Annotated in this window: 15 protein-coding genes; 14 read left to right on the forward strand and 1 reads right to left on the reverse strand. The window is 58.2% G+C overall.

What is annotated here, in order from left to right; genetic code table 11:
• The first annotated feature begins 13 nt into the window (after positions 1-13).
• The 14 genes from gspD (at position 14) to DBY73_RS17125 (ending at position 15,602) form a co-directional block, all read left to right on the forward strand.
• Entirely contained in the window at positions 14-1,945 is a 1,932-nt protein-coding gene (gene gspD, locus DBY73_RS17060) for a type II secretion system secretin GspD (protein ID WP_112012258.1), read from the forward strand.
• A 14-nt stretch (positions 1,946-1,959) separates the two neighbouring features.
• A complete protein-coding gene (gspE, locus tag DBY73_RS17065) occupies positions 1,960-3,438 on the forward strand; it encodes a type II secretion system ATPase GspE (RefSeq protein WP_112012259.1) in 1,479 nt (492 codons plus the stop codon).
• Complete coding sequence (gene gspF, locus DBY73_RS17070) at positions 3,438-4,646, forward strand: type II secretion system inner membrane protein GspF (RefSeq protein WP_112012260.1); 1,209 nt, start codon at positions 3,438-3,440, stop codon at positions 4,644-4,646. The genes gspE and gspF overlap by 1 nt, the downstream gene beginning before the upstream one ends.
• A 3-nt stretch (positions 4,647-4,649) precedes the next feature.
• Complete coding sequence (gene gspG / locus DBY73_RS17075; RefSeq protein ID WP_112012261.1) at positions 4,650-5,099, forward strand: type II secretion system major pseudopilin GspG; 450 nt, start codon at positions 4,650-4,652, stop codon at positions 5,097-5,099.
• Positions 5,099-5,584 (forward strand): type II secretion system minor pseudopilin GspH, encoded by a 486-nt coding sequence (gene gspH / locus DBY73_RS17080; RefSeq protein WP_112012262.1) that lies wholly within the window; start codon positions 5,099-5,101, stop codon positions 5,582-5,584. The genes gspG and gspH overlap by 1 nt, the downstream gene beginning before the upstream one ends.
• A complete protein-coding gene (gene gspI / locus DBY73_RS17085) occupies positions 5,577-5,957 on the forward strand; it encodes a type II secretion system minor pseudopilin GspI (protein ID WP_112012263.1) in 381 nt (126 codons plus the stop codon). The genes gspH and gspI overlap by 8 nt, the downstream gene beginning before the upstream one ends.
• Positions 5,954-6,613, forward strand: coding sequence for a type II secretion system minor pseudopilin GspJ (gspJ, locus tag DBY73_RS17090; protein ID WP_112012264.1), 660 nt, complete (start codon positions 5,954-5,956; stop codon positions 6,611-6,613). Before gspI ends, gspJ begins: the two co-directional genes overlap by 4 nt.
• On the forward strand, positions 6,610-7,620 hold the full coding sequence (gspK, locus tag DBY73_RS17095; protein WP_112012265.1) for a type II secretion system minor pseudopilin GspK: 1,011 nt from the start codon (positions 6,610-6,612) through the stop codon (positions 7,618-7,620). The genes gspJ and gspK overlap by 4 nt, the downstream gene beginning before the upstream one ends.
• A 15-nt stretch (positions 7,621-7,635) precedes the next feature.
• The gene (gene gspL / locus DBY73_RS17100) at positions 7,636-8,775 is read left to right on the forward strand and encodes a type II secretion system protein GspL (protein WP_112012266.1); all 1,140 of its coding nucleotides are present in this window, start codon (positions 7,636-7,638) and stop codon (positions 8,773-8,775) included.
• Complete coding sequence (locus tag DBY73_RS17105) at positions 8,772-9,257, forward strand: type II secretion system protein M (RefSeq protein WP_112012267.1); 486 nt, start codon at positions 8,772-8,774, stop codon at positions 9,255-9,257. The genes gspL and DBY73_RS17105 overlap by 4 nt, the downstream gene beginning before the upstream one ends.
• Positions 9,254-10,051 carry an A24 family peptidase gene (locus tag DBY73_RS17110; protein WP_112012268.1) on the forward strand — a complete coding sequence of 266 codons (798 nt, stop codon included), beginning with the start codon at positions 9,254-9,256 and terminating at the stop codon, positions 10,049-10,051. The genes DBY73_RS17105 and DBY73_RS17110 overlap by 4 nt, the downstream gene beginning before the upstream one ends.
• 253 nt (positions 10,052-10,304) lie before the next feature.
• Positions 10,305-13,049: a glycosyl hydrolase family 18 protein gene (locus DBY73_RS17115; protein ID WP_112012269.1), complete on the forward strand. Its 2,745-nt coding sequence runs from the start codon at positions 10,305-10,307 to the stop codon at positions 13,047-13,049.
• Positions 13,050-13,184: 135 nt separating this feature from the next.
• Positions 13,185-13,631 carry a type III secretion system invasion protein IagB gene (gene iagB, locus DBY73_RS17120; RefSeq protein WP_112012270.1) on the forward strand — a complete coding sequence of 149 codons (447 nt, stop codon included), beginning with the start codon at positions 13,185-13,187 and terminating at the stop codon, positions 13,629-13,631.
• 138 nt (positions 13,632-13,769) lie between these two features.
• Positions 13,770-15,602 carry a glycoside hydrolase family 19 protein gene (locus DBY73_RS17125; protein ID WP_112012271.1) on the forward strand — a complete coding sequence of 611 codons (1,833 nt, stop codon included), beginning with the start codon at positions 13,770-13,772 and terminating at the stop codon, positions 15,600-15,602.
• 197 nt (positions 15,603-15,799) lie between these two features.
• On the opposite strand, the gene DBY73_RS17130 is transcribed toward DBY73_RS17125, so the two are convergent.
• Positions 15,800-16,813 carry an NAD(P)-dependent oxidoreductase gene (locus DBY73_RS17130; RefSeq protein ID WP_112012272.1) on the reverse strand — a complete coding sequence of 338 codons (1,014 nt, stop codon included), beginning with the start codon at positions 16,811-16,813 and terminating at the stop codon, positions 15,800-15,802.
• Positions 16,814-16,879: the final 66 nt, after the last annotated feature.

Below are 16,879 nucleotides of genomic sequence, written 5' to 3' on the forward strand. Positions count from 1 at the left end.
CAAGTGTACAGACATGAAGAAATTTCCTTGGGCGTGCGTGGCGCTGACCGCATTGTCGTTATATTCCGGTTCGCTGCTTGCAGCCAACTTTAGCGCCAGCTTTAAAAATACCGATATTCGAGAATTTATCGATACCGTCGGGCGTAACCTTAATAAAACCATTCTGGTCGATCCTTCCGTTCAGGGCACGGTATCGGTCAGAACCTATAACGTGCTGACGGAAGACGAATATTATCAGTTCTTCCTGAGCGTGCTGGACCTGTACGGTCTGTCGGTGATCCCGATGGATAACGGCATGGTCAAAGTTGTGCGCTCAAGCGTAGCCCGCACCGCCGGTGCGCCGCTCGCGGACAGCAAAAACCCGGGCAAGGGCGATGAGATCATCACCCGCGTTGTGCGCATGGAGAACGTGCCGGTGCGCGAGCTGGCCCCGCTGCTGCGCCAGCTGAACGATGCGACCGGGATCGGCAACGTGGTGCACTTCGAGCCGTCGAACGTGCTGCTGTTAACCGGCAAAGCGTCGGTGGTAAACCGCCTGGTGGACCTGGTGCAGCGCGTGGATAAAGACGGCGTTCAGCGCCGCGAAATCGTGCCGCTGCGCTATGCCTCCGCGAAGGGGCTCTCCGACATGTTGAACAACCTCAACAACGAAGAGCAAAAAGGGCAAAACGCGCCGCAGCTGGCCACCAAAGTGGTCGCGGACGACGAGACCAACAGCCTGGTGATCAGCGGCTCGGAAGACGCGCGTGCGCGCACCCGCTCCCTGATCGGCCAGCTGGATCGCGAGCAGAACAACGAGGGGAACACCCGCGTGTTCTACCTCAAATATGCCAGCGCGACCAAGGTGGTTCCGGTGTTAACCGGCATCGGCGAGCAGCTGAAGGACAAAGCCGGCGCGCCGAAGAGCAAAACGGCGACAGCGTCTACCGACCTGAACATAACCGCCGACGAATCAACCAACTCACTGGTGATCACCGCGCAGCCAAACGTGATGAACTCGCTGGAGAAGGTGATCGACAAGCTGGATATCCGTCGTCCGCAGGTGCTGGTGGAAGCGATCATTGCTGAAGTGCAGGACGGCAGCGGCATGGATCTCGGCGTGCAGTGGACCGGCAAGCACGGCGGCGTGCAGTTCGGCTCGACCGGGCTGCCGATCAGCCAGATTAAGAACGGCACGATGAAGGGCACAAGCTTTACCGGCCTGGCCACCGGCTTCTTTAACGGTGATTTCGGCGCGCTGCTCACGGCGCTCTCGACCGGGGCCAAGAACGACATTCTTTCTACGCCAAGCGTGGTCACGCTGGATAACAAAGAGGCCTCGTTCAACGTCGGTCAGGACGTGCCGGTGCTGTCCGGCTCCCAGACCACCAGCGGCGATAACGTCTTCAACTCCGTTGAGCGTAAAACCGTCGGTACCAAGCTTAAGATCGTGCCGCAGATTAACGACGGCGACATGATTCATCTGAAGATCGAGCAGGAAGTGTCCAGCGTGGACAACAGCGCCACCGAAGATGCGAGCCTAGGCCCGACCTTCAACACGCGCACCATCAACAACGAAGTGATGGTCCACAGCGGCCAGACGGTGGTGCTCGGCGGCCTGATGGAAAACGTGACCAAACAGACGGTGTCGAAAGTGCCGCTGCTGGGCGACATTCCGCTGGTCGGGCAGCTTTTCCGCTACACCTCGGAGGACACCTCCAAGCGCAACCTGATGGTCTTTATCCATACCACGGTGCTGCGCGATGACGACAACTACAGCGCCGCATCGAAAGAGAAATACGATCAGATCCGCGCGCGCCAGCAGCAGCGGATGGAGGAGAAGAAGCTTGGGATCGTTGAAAACAGCGACAACCCGGTGCTGCCCGCCTTCCCGGTCGATAAAAGCAGCAGCGTGACGCCCGTGAAATCAACCGGCGCGGCTTCCCGTAACCCGTTTAAAGAGTAGCGCGGAGGTGCAACGTGGATGAACTGAGCAGAACGCTGTGCAGCAGCAGCTACGCAAAGGACAACGGCATCTTGTTTTACCACGACGAGGTCTTTGTCCGGGACGATACGCCGGCGTTTGCCCTGCTGGAGATGCGCCGGGTGCTGGGGCGGGCCTTCGTGCCCGTCATTCTCAGCGCGGAAGCATTCGAGGAGATGCTGACCAAAATCTGGCAGCAGAACAGCGGCGTCTCCCAGCAGATGGTGGACGACATGGACGCCGATATCGATCTGATGGCGCTGACCGAGGAGATCCCGGACAACGAGGATCTGCTGGAAAACGACGAAAACTCGCCGGTCATCCGCCTGATCAACGCCATTCTCGGCGAGGCGGTGAAGGACGGCGCGTCCGATATTCATATCGAAACGTTCGAGCGCACGCTGAGCATCCGCTTTCGCGTCGACGGCGTGCTGCGCCCGGTGCTGCAGCCCGCGCGCAAGCTCGCGCCGCTGCTGGTGTCGCGCATTAAGGTCATGTCAAAGCTCGACATCGCCGAAAAGCGCCTGCCGCAGGATGGCCGTATCTCGCTGCGCATCGGCCGCAAGGCGATCGACGTGCGCGTGTCGACCATTCCGTCGCAGTACGGCGAGCGCGTGGTAATGCGCCTGCTGGATAAATCCAACCTCAAGCCGGATATCAACAAGCTTGGGCTGATTGATGAAGAGCTGGAGAAGCTCAAGGGGCTGATCGACCGCCCGCACGGCATTATCCTGGTCACCGGACCGACTGGCTCCGGTAAAAGTACCACCCTGTACGCCATTCTGTCGGCGCTGAACGGCCATGAGCGCAATATTCTGACCGTCGAAGATCCGATCGAGTACGAGCTGGAAGGGGTGGGGCAGACGCAGGTCAACCCGCGCGTGGACATGACCTTTGCCCGCGGGCTGCGCGCGATCCTGCGCCAGGACCCGGACGTGGTGATGATCGGGGAAATTCGTGACGGCGAAACCGCGCAAATCGCGGTGCAGGCGTCGCTCACCGGTCACCTGGTCATGTCTACGCTGCACACCAACAGCGCGGCGGGCGCCATCACGCGCCTGCGCGACATGGGGCTGGAGTCATTTTTGATCGGTTCGTCGCTGCTCGGCGTCATTGCCCAGCGTCTGGTGCGTCGGCTGTGTACCCACTGCCGGACCACCAGTCCGCTGGACGCCAATGAAAAGGCGCTGTTCAGCTTTATGGAGACGCCGCCGAAGGCGATTTATCGCGCGGTGGGGTGCGAGCACTGCCGTCAAAGCGGCTATCAGGGCCGCGCGGGCATTCACGAGTTTCTGGTGGTGGATACCGCCATGCGTCGCGCCATCCACGAGGATAAAGACGAAATGTCCCTCGAAACGCAGCTGTTTAAGCAGGCCTACAGCCTGCGCGAAAACGGGCTGCTGAAGGTGATTTCCGGCGTCACGTCGCTGGAAGAGGTGATGCGCGTCACCGCCGAACGCGGGGGGGATGAGTAATGGCCCTCTACGCGTGGACGGCGACGGACATGGCGGGGAAAACCCGCCGCGGTACCCAGCAGGCCGAAGGGCAAAAGCAGGTGCGCCAGTGGCTGCGCGAGCAAAAGCTGATGCCGGTCAGCATCAGTGAAACCCGCGAGAAGGCGGAGGCCGGCAAGGCGAAGACGGGCGTTAAGCTCTCGACGCCGGTGCTGTCGATGTTTACCCGCCAGCTGTCGACGCTGGTCAACGCGTCGCTGCCGCTCGAAAGCGCGCTGAAGGCAATCTCAAAGCAGACGGAAGATAAAAAGCTCGCGGCGATGGTGGTGGAGATCCGCGAAAAGGTAGTGGAAGGCCATACGCTGTTTGACGCGTTTAGCCAGTTCCCGCGCACCTTCGACAAGCTCTACTGCACCCTGGTGATGGCCGGAGAAAAAACCGGCCACCTGGGCGACGTGCTGGAAAAGCTGGCGGAGTACAACGAGCAGCGCCAGAAGATGAAAAGCAAGCTGACGCAGGCGATGGTCTACCCGATCACCCTGACGGTGGTGGCCATCGCGGTCATCAGCATCCTGCTGGTGGCGGTGGTGCCGCAGGTGATCGAACAGTTCACCCACATGAAGCAGCAGCTGCCGATCACCACCCGCACGCTGATCGCGGTGAGTGACTTCCTCCAGGCCTACGGCATGTATATCGTCGGCGCGCTGGTCGGCGGGTTTATCGGCTTTAAGGCCTGGCTTAAGAACGCCAAAAACCGCTTTAAGTGGAACAGCTGGCTGGTCAACGGATCGCCGATCAAAAAGCTGGTGTGCGCCATCAACAGCGCCCGCTACATCCGCACGCTGAGCATTCTTCAGGCGAGCAGCGTGCCGCTGCTGGAGGGGATGTATATCGCGATGGACGGTATCGAAAACCTCTATGCCCGGCAGGTGCTCGAGCAGGCGGCGGATACCGTGCGCCAGGGGGCCTCACTGTATGCCGCGCTGGATCAGGCGAAACTGTTTCCGCCCACCATGCTGTATATGATTGCCTCCGGCGAAGAGAGCGGGGAATTAGGCAATTTAATGGACCGCGCGGCGGAAAACCAGGAATCGGCTTTACAACATCGAATCACGTTAACGCTGTCGGTATTTGAACCGGCGCTGGTGGTGAGTATGGCGACGATTGTTTTATTCATCGTCCTGTCAATATTACAACCGCTTCTGCAACTTAATAATATGGTAGGTTAAATCATGGCTTTAAAACGTAAAAACCTGGCTCGCCAGGCGGGCTTCACCTTGCTCGAATTAATGGTGGTTATTGTTATTCTCGGCGTGTTGGCGAGTATGGTTGTGCCCAACTTAATGGGTAATAAAGAAAAAGCCGACGCGCAAAAGGCCACCAGCGATATTGTCGCGCTGGAAGGTTCGCTGGATATGTACAAGCTGGATAACCACCGCTATCCCACCACGGAGCAGGGCCTGCAGGCGCTGGTCACCAAGCCGGAAATCGCGCCAATCCCGAACGGCTACCGCGCCGACGGCTATATTCGCCGCCTGCCGCAGGACCCGTGGGGCAGCGATTATCTGATGGTGAGCCCGGGTGAGCACGGCGCAGTGGACGTATTTTCCGCAGGCCCGGACGGCGAAGCGAATACCGCCGATGACATTACCAACTGGTCTCTGGATAAAAAAGAGAAATAATGAAAAAACAACGCGGCTTTACGTTGCTGGAAATTATTCTGGCCCTGGTGATATTTGCCAGCTGCGCCATGATGGTGGTGTCAACCATACCTTCACGCAGCGGTGCGGATATTTTTGGCCAGCAATTAAAAGCCCTCGTTGATTATGGCTCTGACCGTGCGGTAATGGACGGAAATATTGTCGGGCTGGTCGTGACCACCGATCAATATCAGCTGGTGACCCTGGAAGATAAGCAGGGCGAACGCCGCTGGGTGCCATTATCCGCCGGACGTATCACGACGAAAGGCGATTTTCCGCCCGACATGTACGTTTCGCTGTCGCCTCAGCGCCTGGCCGCTACGGTGGACAGCGAGCCGCAGGTGCTGTTTTTGCCTGACGGTGAGATCGGCCGGTTTACGCTCACCCTGCAAAGCCACGACAAGCAGCACCATTTTCGCGTGGTGTCGCAAGGAGCGGCGCCGGTATCGGTAGAAAACGATGACTAAGGGCAAGGCAAAGCAAAAAGGGATGACGCTGCTGGAGGTGATGGTCGCACTGGTGATCTTCTCCACCGCGGCGCTGGCGCTGATGAACTCCGTCTCCCTGAACGTCCGTTTCACCCACGGCCTGGCCGAAACGCTGCAGGCGAGCTGGGTGGCGGAGAACCAGCTCGCCGAGGCGCAGCTGACGAAGAGCGATTTCCCCGATGCGGAACAGCAGGGCACGGAAATCATGGGCGGGCGCAGCTGGAACTGGCGCAAGCAGCGGGTGAAAACGGCGGATAACCGCTGGGCGAACGCGATCCGCGTGTATGCCGAAGGCGACGAAAGCCAGCCCGCGATTGCCCTGCAGATTATCCCGCCGGGAGAGAGCAAGTGAATAAAACGCAGCGCCAGCGCGGGTTTACCCTGCTGGAGATCATGATTGCGCTGACCATTTTTGCCGTGATCAGCACGCTGGCCTGGCAAATTCTTGACGGGGCCATGCGCACCAGTTCGGCCACCGATGCCAGCGCGGCAAAGCTCAACCAGGTGCAGCGCGCCTGGAGCCTGCTGGAGCGTGATTTCTTTCAGCTCCAGCCCCGCGCGCCGCGCAACGAGCCGGATCTGTTTCGTCAGGACGGCGACACCGTCGAGCTGACCACGCTGAACGGCGTGAGCGGAACCGTGCAGCTGGAGCGCGTGCGCTGGCGGCTGGAAGAGGGGCGTTTATACCGTGACGTCTGGCCGGCGATTGACGGCCCGGCGGACGTGAAGCCCGACGCAGTGCCGATCGTTAACGAGGTGAAATCCCTTAGCTGGCGCTTCTACCGCAAGGGCTGGCTGAAAAGCTGGACGGACTCCGCGCACCAGCCGGACGGCGTGGAGCTGACGCTGACGATGAACAACGGCGATACGTGGCGCTGGGTGTTTACCACCCCGGGCGATGTGCCGCAGGCGGCCGCGCCGGAGAGTGCGCCCGCCCCGACGGCGGAGGCTGCGCCGTTGCCGGACGCCGCGCCCGCCCCGCAACCCGTGCCGGACGTGAAACCATGAACGCATTACGCAAACAACGCGGCGTTGCCCTGCTGGTGGTGCTGATCCTGCTGGTGATGATGTCCGCGCTGGCGGCGAAAATCAGCCAGCAGTTCTGCCGCAACCTGCAAAAGACGCACTACCAGGTCAGCCAGCAGCAGCTGCGCTGGGCGATGCAGGCCCAGGAAAAGGCGATCAAGGATCGCCTGCAGGAAGACGCCAGCGGCGAAAGCAAGGCGCTCGATCCTGAAGGGGCGTGGCATCAGCCGCTGGAGACGCAGGGCGACGACTACACGGTGGTCGGCCAGGTCGAGGACGCGCAGGACTGCTTTAACGTCAACAACCTGCTGGCAGTTGAAAAAGCCGCACAGGGGCAGGCGGAAAGCGGCGTGCCGCAAAAGCCGCGCAGGGAGCTGATTCTCGAGCAGATCCTCACCGACAGCGGCGTGAGCCATACCGCGGCGGAAGAGATCTATCAGCAGCTGGTGGACTACCTGGACGGAGACGCTACCACGAGTAAGGACGGGGCCGAGAGCGACGCCTGGTCGGGGCTGGTGCCCGCGCGTCAGCCCGCGAACCAGATGATGCGCGCCATCTCGGAGATCAAGCTGCTGCCCGCCTTCCCGGCGGCGGCCTACCCGAAGGTGAGCCGGCTGCTGTGCGCGCTGCCGGATTCGGCGAGCAAAGTGGACGTGAACACCCTGAAGCCGGAGCAGGCGGCCATTCTGGCGGCGATGTTCCCTGGAAAAATAACCCAGGACGACGCGGCGCGGCTGATTGAATCGCGTCCGGAAGCGGGCTGGGAAAATATGGAGGCGTTCAGCAAAGCGCTGGAGCAGACCTTCCCGCAGTTGAAGGATGATTTACCCCAGGTGGCCGAGTTTCTCGCCATCAACAGCCGATATTTTCGCGTCAGCTACACCGGGAATACCGATGAGCTAACGCTTCGCGTGGTGAGCCAGCTTCAGGTGAATAATGAAGCCGGTGAAATTGTGACGTGGCAACGTCGTTACCGAATGATTGAATAACACAAGTTGAACGCTATGAAACAGGTGCTTTTTGTTCGTCCCGACAGTCGCGAGGACGGAAAGATTATGTGGTGCGAGTCCGGCAGTCAGGAGGTCATCACCGGTGAAGGCCGCGAGGCGCTGGATACGCTTGCGCAGCATCCCTTAGCCACGCGCGTCTGCCTGCTGCTGCCCGCGGGTGAAATGGTTTTCCGCCATTTTACGCTGCCGAAAAAGATGGCCTCGCAGGCTACGGCCTTCTCGTGGATGGCGGAAGAGACGCTGATCGGCGAGGTGGATAACCTTCACTGGACGGTGCTCAATAAAAAAGGGGCGGAGGTTGACGCGGTGGCGATTGATGCCGATCGCCTGCGCGGCTGGCTGGACCGTTTCCAGGAGGCCGGGCTAAAGGTGGTCCAGGCGCTGCCCGACGCCTGGCTGCTGCCGGTTGCCGCGGGCGGCAGCACGATCGTCGCGCTGGAGGACAACTACTGGCTGCGCCTGTCTTCCCACGTGGCCTGCGAGGTCGAGGCGGCCCTGCTGCCGCTGCTGATGCAAAAGGCGGGCGAGGGCGAGGTGGCCTGCTACGGCGAGGCTCCCGCCGGGGTTGAGGTGGATGAGCGCCTGGCCTGGGAGCATCCGCTACTGCTGATCCAGCCGCAGTGGGCGCACAGCCGCGTCAACCTGCTGCACGGTGCCTTTGGCGCTACAGCCTCTGCCGGTAGCGCAAAGCGCTTAAAGGCTGCCATCGCCGCGGCGGGGCTGCTTTCGCTGGGGCTGTTGCTGGGCCCGCGCGTCGCCATGGCGTGGATGCTGGTCCAGCAGGAGAACCAGATGCAGGAGGAAATAATGCAGGTCTATCAGCACCATTTCCCGAGCATGCGCCATCAGACCAACATCAAATACCACTTTGGCCAGAGCGTGAAAAAGCAGAGCAAGGGTATTTTTCTGCAGCTTGAGGATCTGGACACCGCGAAGCGGGCCGTTCCGGCAATGGAAATCAACCTGGTCGAGTACGACTACCCGAACAATACGCTGTCGCTTAGCGTCAGCGCGCAAAACCCGCAGGCGCTGCAGACGTTTGTCCAGCAGGCCAGTGAGAATTTTGATTTTACGCTACAGCCTGTTTCCAACAGCGCGCCGTATACCGCCATGATCTCAGGGAAATATAAATGAAAGCGCGAATCGCTCAATTAACATCACGTTATCAACAATACAGCACCCGGGAAAAAACGATATTGAAAGCAGGCATGGCCGCCTTGTGCTGTGCGGCCATTTATTATGGAGGCGTCGTTCCTTTGGATAATATGATTAAAGATAGTCAGTTGACATTAAAAAAACAGAGCGAAACGCTGACCTGGATGAGAGACGAAATTGATAAAAATCATCTTCCGGTATTACAGGTGAAAACGGATAACCCCAGAAGCGTTGTCGAAAACAGCGCGCACGAAATTAATATTTCCCTCACCGATATTCGCCAGGACGGTCAAACGCTGGCGTTCGTGGTGAATCGGATTAACGTTTATGAGCTGAAAAACTGGCTGCGTGAAATGAACCTCACGTCCGGCATTCGTTTAGAGAAAATGAACCTCACGCCGGTAGACCATTTAAGCGACGTGAAGGCCGATATTCAGCTCACCTGGAAAAAGGTGGCATGAATACGTTAATGCTGGTGCGGGAGAGTTGCCCGGCGGGATTCAGCGCAATGAGCGGCGTGCTGGGGGCGATCGTGGGCAGCTTTCTCGGGCTGGTGGCTGAACGCGTTCCGGCCATGATGATGGACGACGAGAGCCGCACAAACCTGCTCTTTCCCGGCTCGCACTGCCCCGCCTGCGGGCACTCGCTGAAGGCGTGGGAAAATATCCCGCTCGTCAGCTGGCTGGCGCTGCGCGGGCGCTGCAGCCACTGCCGTACGGCCATTCCGCTGCGGTTATTTTTAATCGAAGGCGTTACGGCGCTCTTTTTTGCCGTTTCGGCCTGGTGTATTGCCGATATTCAGGCGCTGTGCTCGCTTTGGCTGCTGGCGTCGTTCCTGCTGCCGCTGGCGATGATTGACCGGGAACACCAGCTGCTGCCCGACTGCCTGACGCAGCCGCTCCTGTGGGCCGGGCTGCTGATGCATGCCTTCTCTGGCAGCCTTCCGCTGCGCGATGCGCTGCTCGGCGCTGCGGCGGGATACCTGTCGCTGTGGCTGCTGTACTGGGGATTCAGGCTAACGACGGGCCGCGAGGGGCTGGGCTACGGTGATTTTAAGCTGCTGGCCGCGCTGGGCGCCTGGTGCGGCTGGCAGGCATTGCCGACTATCGTGCTTATTGCCGCACTGAGCGGTATTGCGGGTTATTTTCTGATGATTAAATCAGATAAAAATAACCTCATCATCTCTTTCGGACCGTACCTCTCTTTTGCTGGAATAACGGTATTCATTAGTCAGCTTCTCGTTATTAACGTTTGATTGGATGGTCAAGTTTTTTTAAAAATTTTTTCGACGAGGAAAGGGAAGGAAACCCTTTTGCCTCCGGTGTATCGTAAGGGATATAGGCAATAAGGAATTTGTGCTTGTGTCTTTTTATGGAGGAATACAGCGCGTCATCTCAATTTTAGTTTGAAATATTACGTCGTTTAATATTGTCAGTGAGATTTATATTCCATGTTTTAAAGGAAAGCATGGGTAACACATTTTCAAATAAATTTATCAGGAAATAAGAATGAAATTTATGAAGCCTAAATATCTGGCGCTTTTTGTGGCAGCAGCGTCCAGCTCTGTCTTCGCAGCGGCACCGGGTACGCCTTCTATCAGCAGCGGCAACGACAAGTTTGCCATTGTAGAAGTGGATCAGGCCGCGCAGGACTATAACAGCCTTGTGAAAGTGCATGACGGCGCTGACGTTAAGGTTGAGTGGAACGTCTGGAGCGGCGATGCGCCAACCTCTGCGAAAGTCCTGCTTGACGGCAAAACCGTCTGGAGCGGCGCGGGCAGCGCGTCCGGCTCGGCGACCTTCAAAGTGAAAAAAGGCGGTCGTTACCAGGAGCAGGTTGAGCTGTGTAACGCCAGCGGCTGCACCAAGAGCGCGAGCAAGCTGATCGTCGTTGCCGATACCGACGGTAGCCACCTGCTGCCGCTGAACGCAGCGATGCAGGAAAACAACAAATCCTTCAGCAAGCACACTGATAAAGTGGTTGCCGCCTATTTCCCAGAGTGGGGCGTATACGGCCGTAACTTCCCGGTAGATAAAATTCCTGCCGCTAACCTGAACCACATTCTGTACGGCTTCATTCCAATCTGCGGCGGCGACGGCATCAACGACGGTCTGAAAACCGTTGAAGGCGGTAACAGCTTCTCCGTGCTCCAGCGCGACTGTGAAGGCCGCCCTGATTACACCGTGGCAATCCACGACCCGTGGGCTGCGCTGCAAAAACCACAGTCCGGCGTCTCTAACTGGGACGACCCGTACAAAGGTAACTTCGGCCAGCTGATGGCGCTGAAAAAAGCCCACCCTGACCTGAAAATTCTGCCTTCTATCGGCGGCTGGACCCTGTCTGATCCGTTCTTCCACATGGGCGACTCCGCGATCCGCGCACGCTTCGTCTCCTCTGTTAAAGATTTCCTCAAAACCTGGAAATTCTTCGACGGCGTAGATATCGACTGGGAGTTCCCTGGCGGCGGCGGCGTGAGCGAAAACCTCGGCAACCCGCAGCAGGACAAAGCCACCTACACCGCGCTGATGCACGACCTGCGCGCCATGCTGAACGAGCTGTCTGCTGAAACCGGCCGTTCTTACGAGCTGACCAGCGCCATCGGTGCCGGTAAAGACAAGATCGAAGACGTGGATTACAACGCTGCCCAGCAGTACATGGACCACATCTTCCTGATGAGCTACGACTTCTACGGCGGCTGGAGCAACACCGATCTGGGTCACCAGGCGGCGCTGCGCGGCGCTGAGTGGAAGCCAGACACCAACTACACCACCGAAAACGGCGTTGACGCGCTGCTTGCTCAGGGCGTACAGCCGGGCAAAATCGTGGTGGGTGCGGGCATGTACGGCCGCGGCTGGACTGGCGTTCACGGTTACACCGGCGACAACCCGTTCACCGGTACGGCAACCGGTCCAGTGAAAGGGACCTGGGAACCGGGCGTCGTTGACTACCGTCAGATCGTTAACGAATACAAGGGCAAGCCGGGCTGGGAATACAAATATGATGCGGCAGCAGAAGCACCGTACGTATTCAACAAGTCTACCGGTGACCTGATCACCTATGAAGACGCCCGCTCTACTGCCGCTAAGGGCAAGTACGTGATGGCGAAAAACCTGGGTGGCCTGTTCTCCTGGTCTATCGACTCCGATAACGGCGACATCCTGAACGCGATGAACGAAAGCCTGCTCGGCGGCTCAACGCCGGTTGAGCCTGTTGCGACCAACCATGCGCCGGTCGCCACTGCGGTTGACCAAGCGGTAACGGGCCCGGCAGCGGTAACGCTGGACGGTTCTGCTTCCAGCGACCAGGACGGCGATGCGCTGACCTACAAATGGACCCAGATCTCTGGCCCAACCGTGACCCTGGCGAACAGCACCAAGGCGAAGGCCACCTTCAACGTGGCTGCGGTCACCAGCAACCAGACGCTGGCGTTCCGCCTGACCGTGACGGATGCGAAAGGTCTGAGCAACTCCGTGGACGTGCAGGTTCTGAACAAAGCGCCAAAAGCGAACCAGGCCCCTGTCGTTAACAAAATCGACGCGGTTTCCCTGGAAGCAGGCCAGAGCTACACCCTGAACGCACAGGCTGCGGATCCGGACGGTGATGCGCTGACCTACTCCTGGAGCGTTCCAGCGGATATGCACGCGACCGGTACCAATACCTCCAGCGTTAACATCACCGCGCCAGACGTAAGCTCTGACTCCAGCTACACCCTGAGCGTTATCGTTTCTGACGGTAAAACCAGCGTGCAGTCCGACGTACAGGTTTCCGTGTCGCCTAAAGCGGCTCCGGCCCCTGTTGACGAAGATACCAACCCATCTGACGAAGGCACTCAGCCGTCTGACGAAGGTACCACCCCATCTGATGAAGGTACTACCCCATCCGATGAAGGGACTCAGCCAGCGGACGAAGGCACTGCAACCGGCAGCTGTGATAACCCAGTAGACGCCAATGCCAGCAAATACGCTGCATGGGACGCCAGCAAGGTTTACAACAACGGCGACACCGTCAGCTCCGGCAACCTGGTCTGGAAAGCGAAATACTGGACTCAGGGCAACAAGCCAGGCTTCGATGCTGACGCATGGGAACTGGTCAGCCAGGTGAAAATGAACTGGCGCTCTGACCTCGTCTACAACGGCGGTGAAACCACCACCTACAACGGTTCCGTATACCGTGCGAAATGGTGGACCCGCGGTGACAAACCGGGCAACAGCGACGTATGGGTGAAAGAAGGCGCGTCTGCGGACTGCAAATAATCTTCTGAACTAACATTGCGGGCGTAATATTCGCCCGCAATATCTGACCACGCCCCGCTTCGGGTGTGGTCAATTCTAAAATTAACAGTGACGTGCGCAAAAAGAGGATGGGATATAACGTAAGCAGGTGCATAAATGAAACGCATGATTTTATTATTACTGTTTGTCAGCCAGAGCGTGTTTGCAAACTGTTGGGATAAAGCGGCGCATTATTACCACGTCGACCCGTATTTATTATTTGCCATCGCCAAGGTGGAATCAGGAATGAACCCCAGAGCCGTTGGCTGGAACCGTGACGGTTCGCATGATGTAGGGCTGATGCAGATTAACAGCACCCATTTTGATGAATTAGAACGCCGCGGCATTGATGAACGCCGCCTTATTGTTGAACCCTGCACCTCCATCATGGTTGGCGCATCCATTCTCTCTAATATGATTAAAGTGTATGGCTATAACTGGGAAGCGGTAGGCGCGTATAACGCCGGGCTGAAAAAAGAGAATTATCCGAAGCGAATGCAATATGCCCACAAGGTGTGGAGTAAATATCAGGAAATAAAACAGCGTAACGCATATGTTTATTAATTTTTGTTTTTTGAAGAATACCGTTCAGTGTTCTTCAGAAAGTGAAAAGAACCGCACGCTCAGGTTTATTTATTAATGGACTAATACATAAGCCGTGTTTGCATTAACCATTGTTGCTTAAAAACAGGATTATTTGAGATGAACAAAAGGACTCTTCTGAGCTTACTCGTTGCAGGGGCATGCGTTGCTCCGTTTATGGCTCAGGCTGCTTCGCTGCAGGCGACCAGCAGCGAACCGTACACCATGAAAGCCAGCGATCTGGCGAAAAAAGAGAAGGAGCTGACGAGCTTCCCGCTGATGGCGTCCGTCAAGGAGACCATCCGCACGCTGGATAACGAGCAGGTTGAGCTGATTGAGCCAGGCCGCGCGGCGAATCCGGACAACGTGAAGCGCGTTGAAGGCATCGTGAAGGAGAGCGACTGGGAGTATCTGTTCCCGATGCGCGCAGCTTCTTATACCTATAGCAACTTCCTGAAGGCGGTGGGCAAGTTCCCGGCGCTGTGTAAGACCTATAACGACGGTCGCGACAGCGACGCGATCTGCCGTAAAGAGCTGGCAACCATGTTTGCCCACTTTGCGCAGGAAACCGGCGGCCACGAAAGCTGGCGTCCAGAAGCCGAATGGCGTCAGGCGCTGGTTCACGTCCGTGAAATGGGCTGGACCGAAGGCCAGAAGGGCGGCTACAACGGTGAATGTAACCCGGAAATCTGGCAGGGTCAGACCTGGCCTTGCGGTAAAGATAAAGACGGCGACTTCGTCAGCTACTTTGGCCGCGGCGCGAAGCAGCTCTCTTACAACTACAACTACGGTCCGTTCTCTGAAGCGATGTTTGGCACCGTTCGCACCCTGCTCGACAAGCCTGAGCTGGTGGCTGACACCTGGCTGAACCTGGCGTCCGCGATCTTCTTCTTCGCGTATCCACAGCCGCCAAAACCAAGCATGCTGCAGGTTATCGACGGCACCTGGCAGCCAAACGATCGCGATAAGGCGAACGGCCTGGTTCCAGGCTTCGGCGTGACTACCCAGATCATCAACGGCGGCGTTGAGTGCGGCGGCCCGACTGAAATTGCTCAGTCTCAGAACCGCATCAAGTACTACAAAGAGTTCGCGAACTACCTGAAAGTGCCTGTTCCGGCAAACGAAGTGCTGGGCTGCGCCAACATGAAGCAGTTCGACGAAGGCGGCGCGGGCGCGCTGAAGATTTACTGGGAGCAGGACTGGGGATGGAGCGCGGATACGCCAGACGGTAAGACCTACTCTTGCCAGCTGGTGGGCTACCAGACGCCGTTCAGCGCCTTCAAAGAGGGTGATTACACTAACTGCGTGAAGAAATTCTACAACGTTAACATCATCAACGACGATGGCTCTGCCACCAAGCCTGACGAAACGCCGGTAACCCCAGCGCCAACGCCGGCCGATGAAACGCCAGCACCAGCACCTGCGCCAACGCCGGATGAAACGCCAGCTGAACCGGCCGTGGTTAACCATGCGCCAGTGGCGCAGATCGCCGGTCCAATCGGCGCGGTTGAAGCCGGTGCGCAGGTTTCCCTGAGCGCGGAAGGCTCCTCCGACCAGGACGGCAACCAGCTGACCTACACCTGGCGTTCCCAGGACGGCACCACGGTGACCGGCCAGGACAAAGCGGTAGTGACTTTCACTGCGCCTGAGTCCGCAACCGCGCAGCAGATTGAAGTCAGCTTGACCGTCAGCGACGGCGAGCTGAGCAGCACCACCACCTATCTGCTGAACGTGAAGGCTAAAGCCGCCACTCCGTCAAAAGACGAAGGCACCTCCGGTTCATACGCCGCGTGGAGCGCGAACAGCAAGTACAACGCAGGTGATATCGTGAACAACCACGGTAAACTGTTCCAGTGCAAACCGTTCCCGTACAGCGGCTGGTGTAACAACGCCCCGTCATACTATGAACCAGGCGCAGGTCTGGCATGGGCTGACGCCTGGACGGCTCTGTAATAGCAAAACGGCAACCGAAAGGTTGCCGTTTTGGTGTTTACACTTTCCCCTCACCCTAACCCTCTCCCCAAAGGGGAGAGGGGACAGATCGTGTGCGGTGTGATTTTCTTCCTCTCCCCGTGGGAGAGGGGACAGACTGTGCGCGGTGTGATTTTCTCCCTCTCCCTGTGGGAGAGGGCCGGGGTGAGGGCACCAAACTAGCGGTGAAGCTTCCCGTGATCGCGTAACCACGCCGCCGTGCGCACAATCCCCTCATCCAGCGTCACCACCGGCTTATACCCCAGCTCGTTCTGCGCGCGAGAAATATCCAGCGTGAAATCAAAGTTGAGCTTCGAGACGCCGTAGTGCGTCAGCGCAGGCTCTTTGGCGGATTTGCTGCCAAAGCGCTCCATGCTGCGGGCGATCATGTCCAGCATCGGGTAGGGAACGGAGCGAATGCGGCACTGGATCTGCAGCTCGTCAATCAGCCTCTGGACGATGCTGCGCAGCGTGCACGGCTCGCCGTTGGTGATGTTATACGCCCGGCCTGAAACCAGCTTTTCGCAGTCCGGCTGGCTTGCCAGCCACATCGCGTGAACCGCGTTTTCGTAGTAGGTCATATCCACCAGCGCATCGCCGCCGCGCGGCAGCAGCACGCTGCCGTAGTGGTGCATCATCTGCGCCAGGCGTGGGATAAACACCTTATCATGCGGCCCAAACAGGCTCTGCGGGCGCAGTACGGTAAAGCGGGTATGCGGGTTGGACTGCGCAAGCAGGTCGATAACCTCTTCGCTGGCGGCCTTGCTGCGGGCAAATTCGCAGGCAAAGCGCGCCGGACGGAAATCTTCCTGAATATCGCGGTGGTGGTGATAATCAAAATAGAGCGACGGGGAAGAGATATGGATGAAGTTACGCACGCCCCAGGCAACGGCCCATTCGCCCAGACGACGCGTTGCGCGCACGTTGGCGAGATCGAAGGCTTCCTGGGTTCCCCACGGCGAGGTGAAACTGGAGCAGTGCCACAGCGTGTCGATTCCGGCAAGCATCACCTTAGCCTGAGAGGAGACCAGCTCCGTCAGATCCGCATGGACAAATTCCGCGCCCATTTTTTGCAGCAGCTTGCCCATTGCCTCGTTGCGACCGGTTGCCCTGACGCTGATGCCTTTGTTGCGCAGAAACTCGACCGCGTTTCGGCCTAAGCCGCTGGTCGCACCGGTAACCAGTACCTTCATAACTGTCCACTGTGTTGAAAAGAATTTCGTGCGCATTCTTCCGTGAATTACGCGAGTATGCAATGG

Origin of the sequence: Enterobacter sp. RIT418, from assembly GCF_003057745.1 — a bacterium.
Taxonomy (GTDB): domain Bacteria; phylum Pseudomonadota; class Gammaproteobacteria; order Enterobacterales; family Enterobacteriaceae; genus Enterobacter.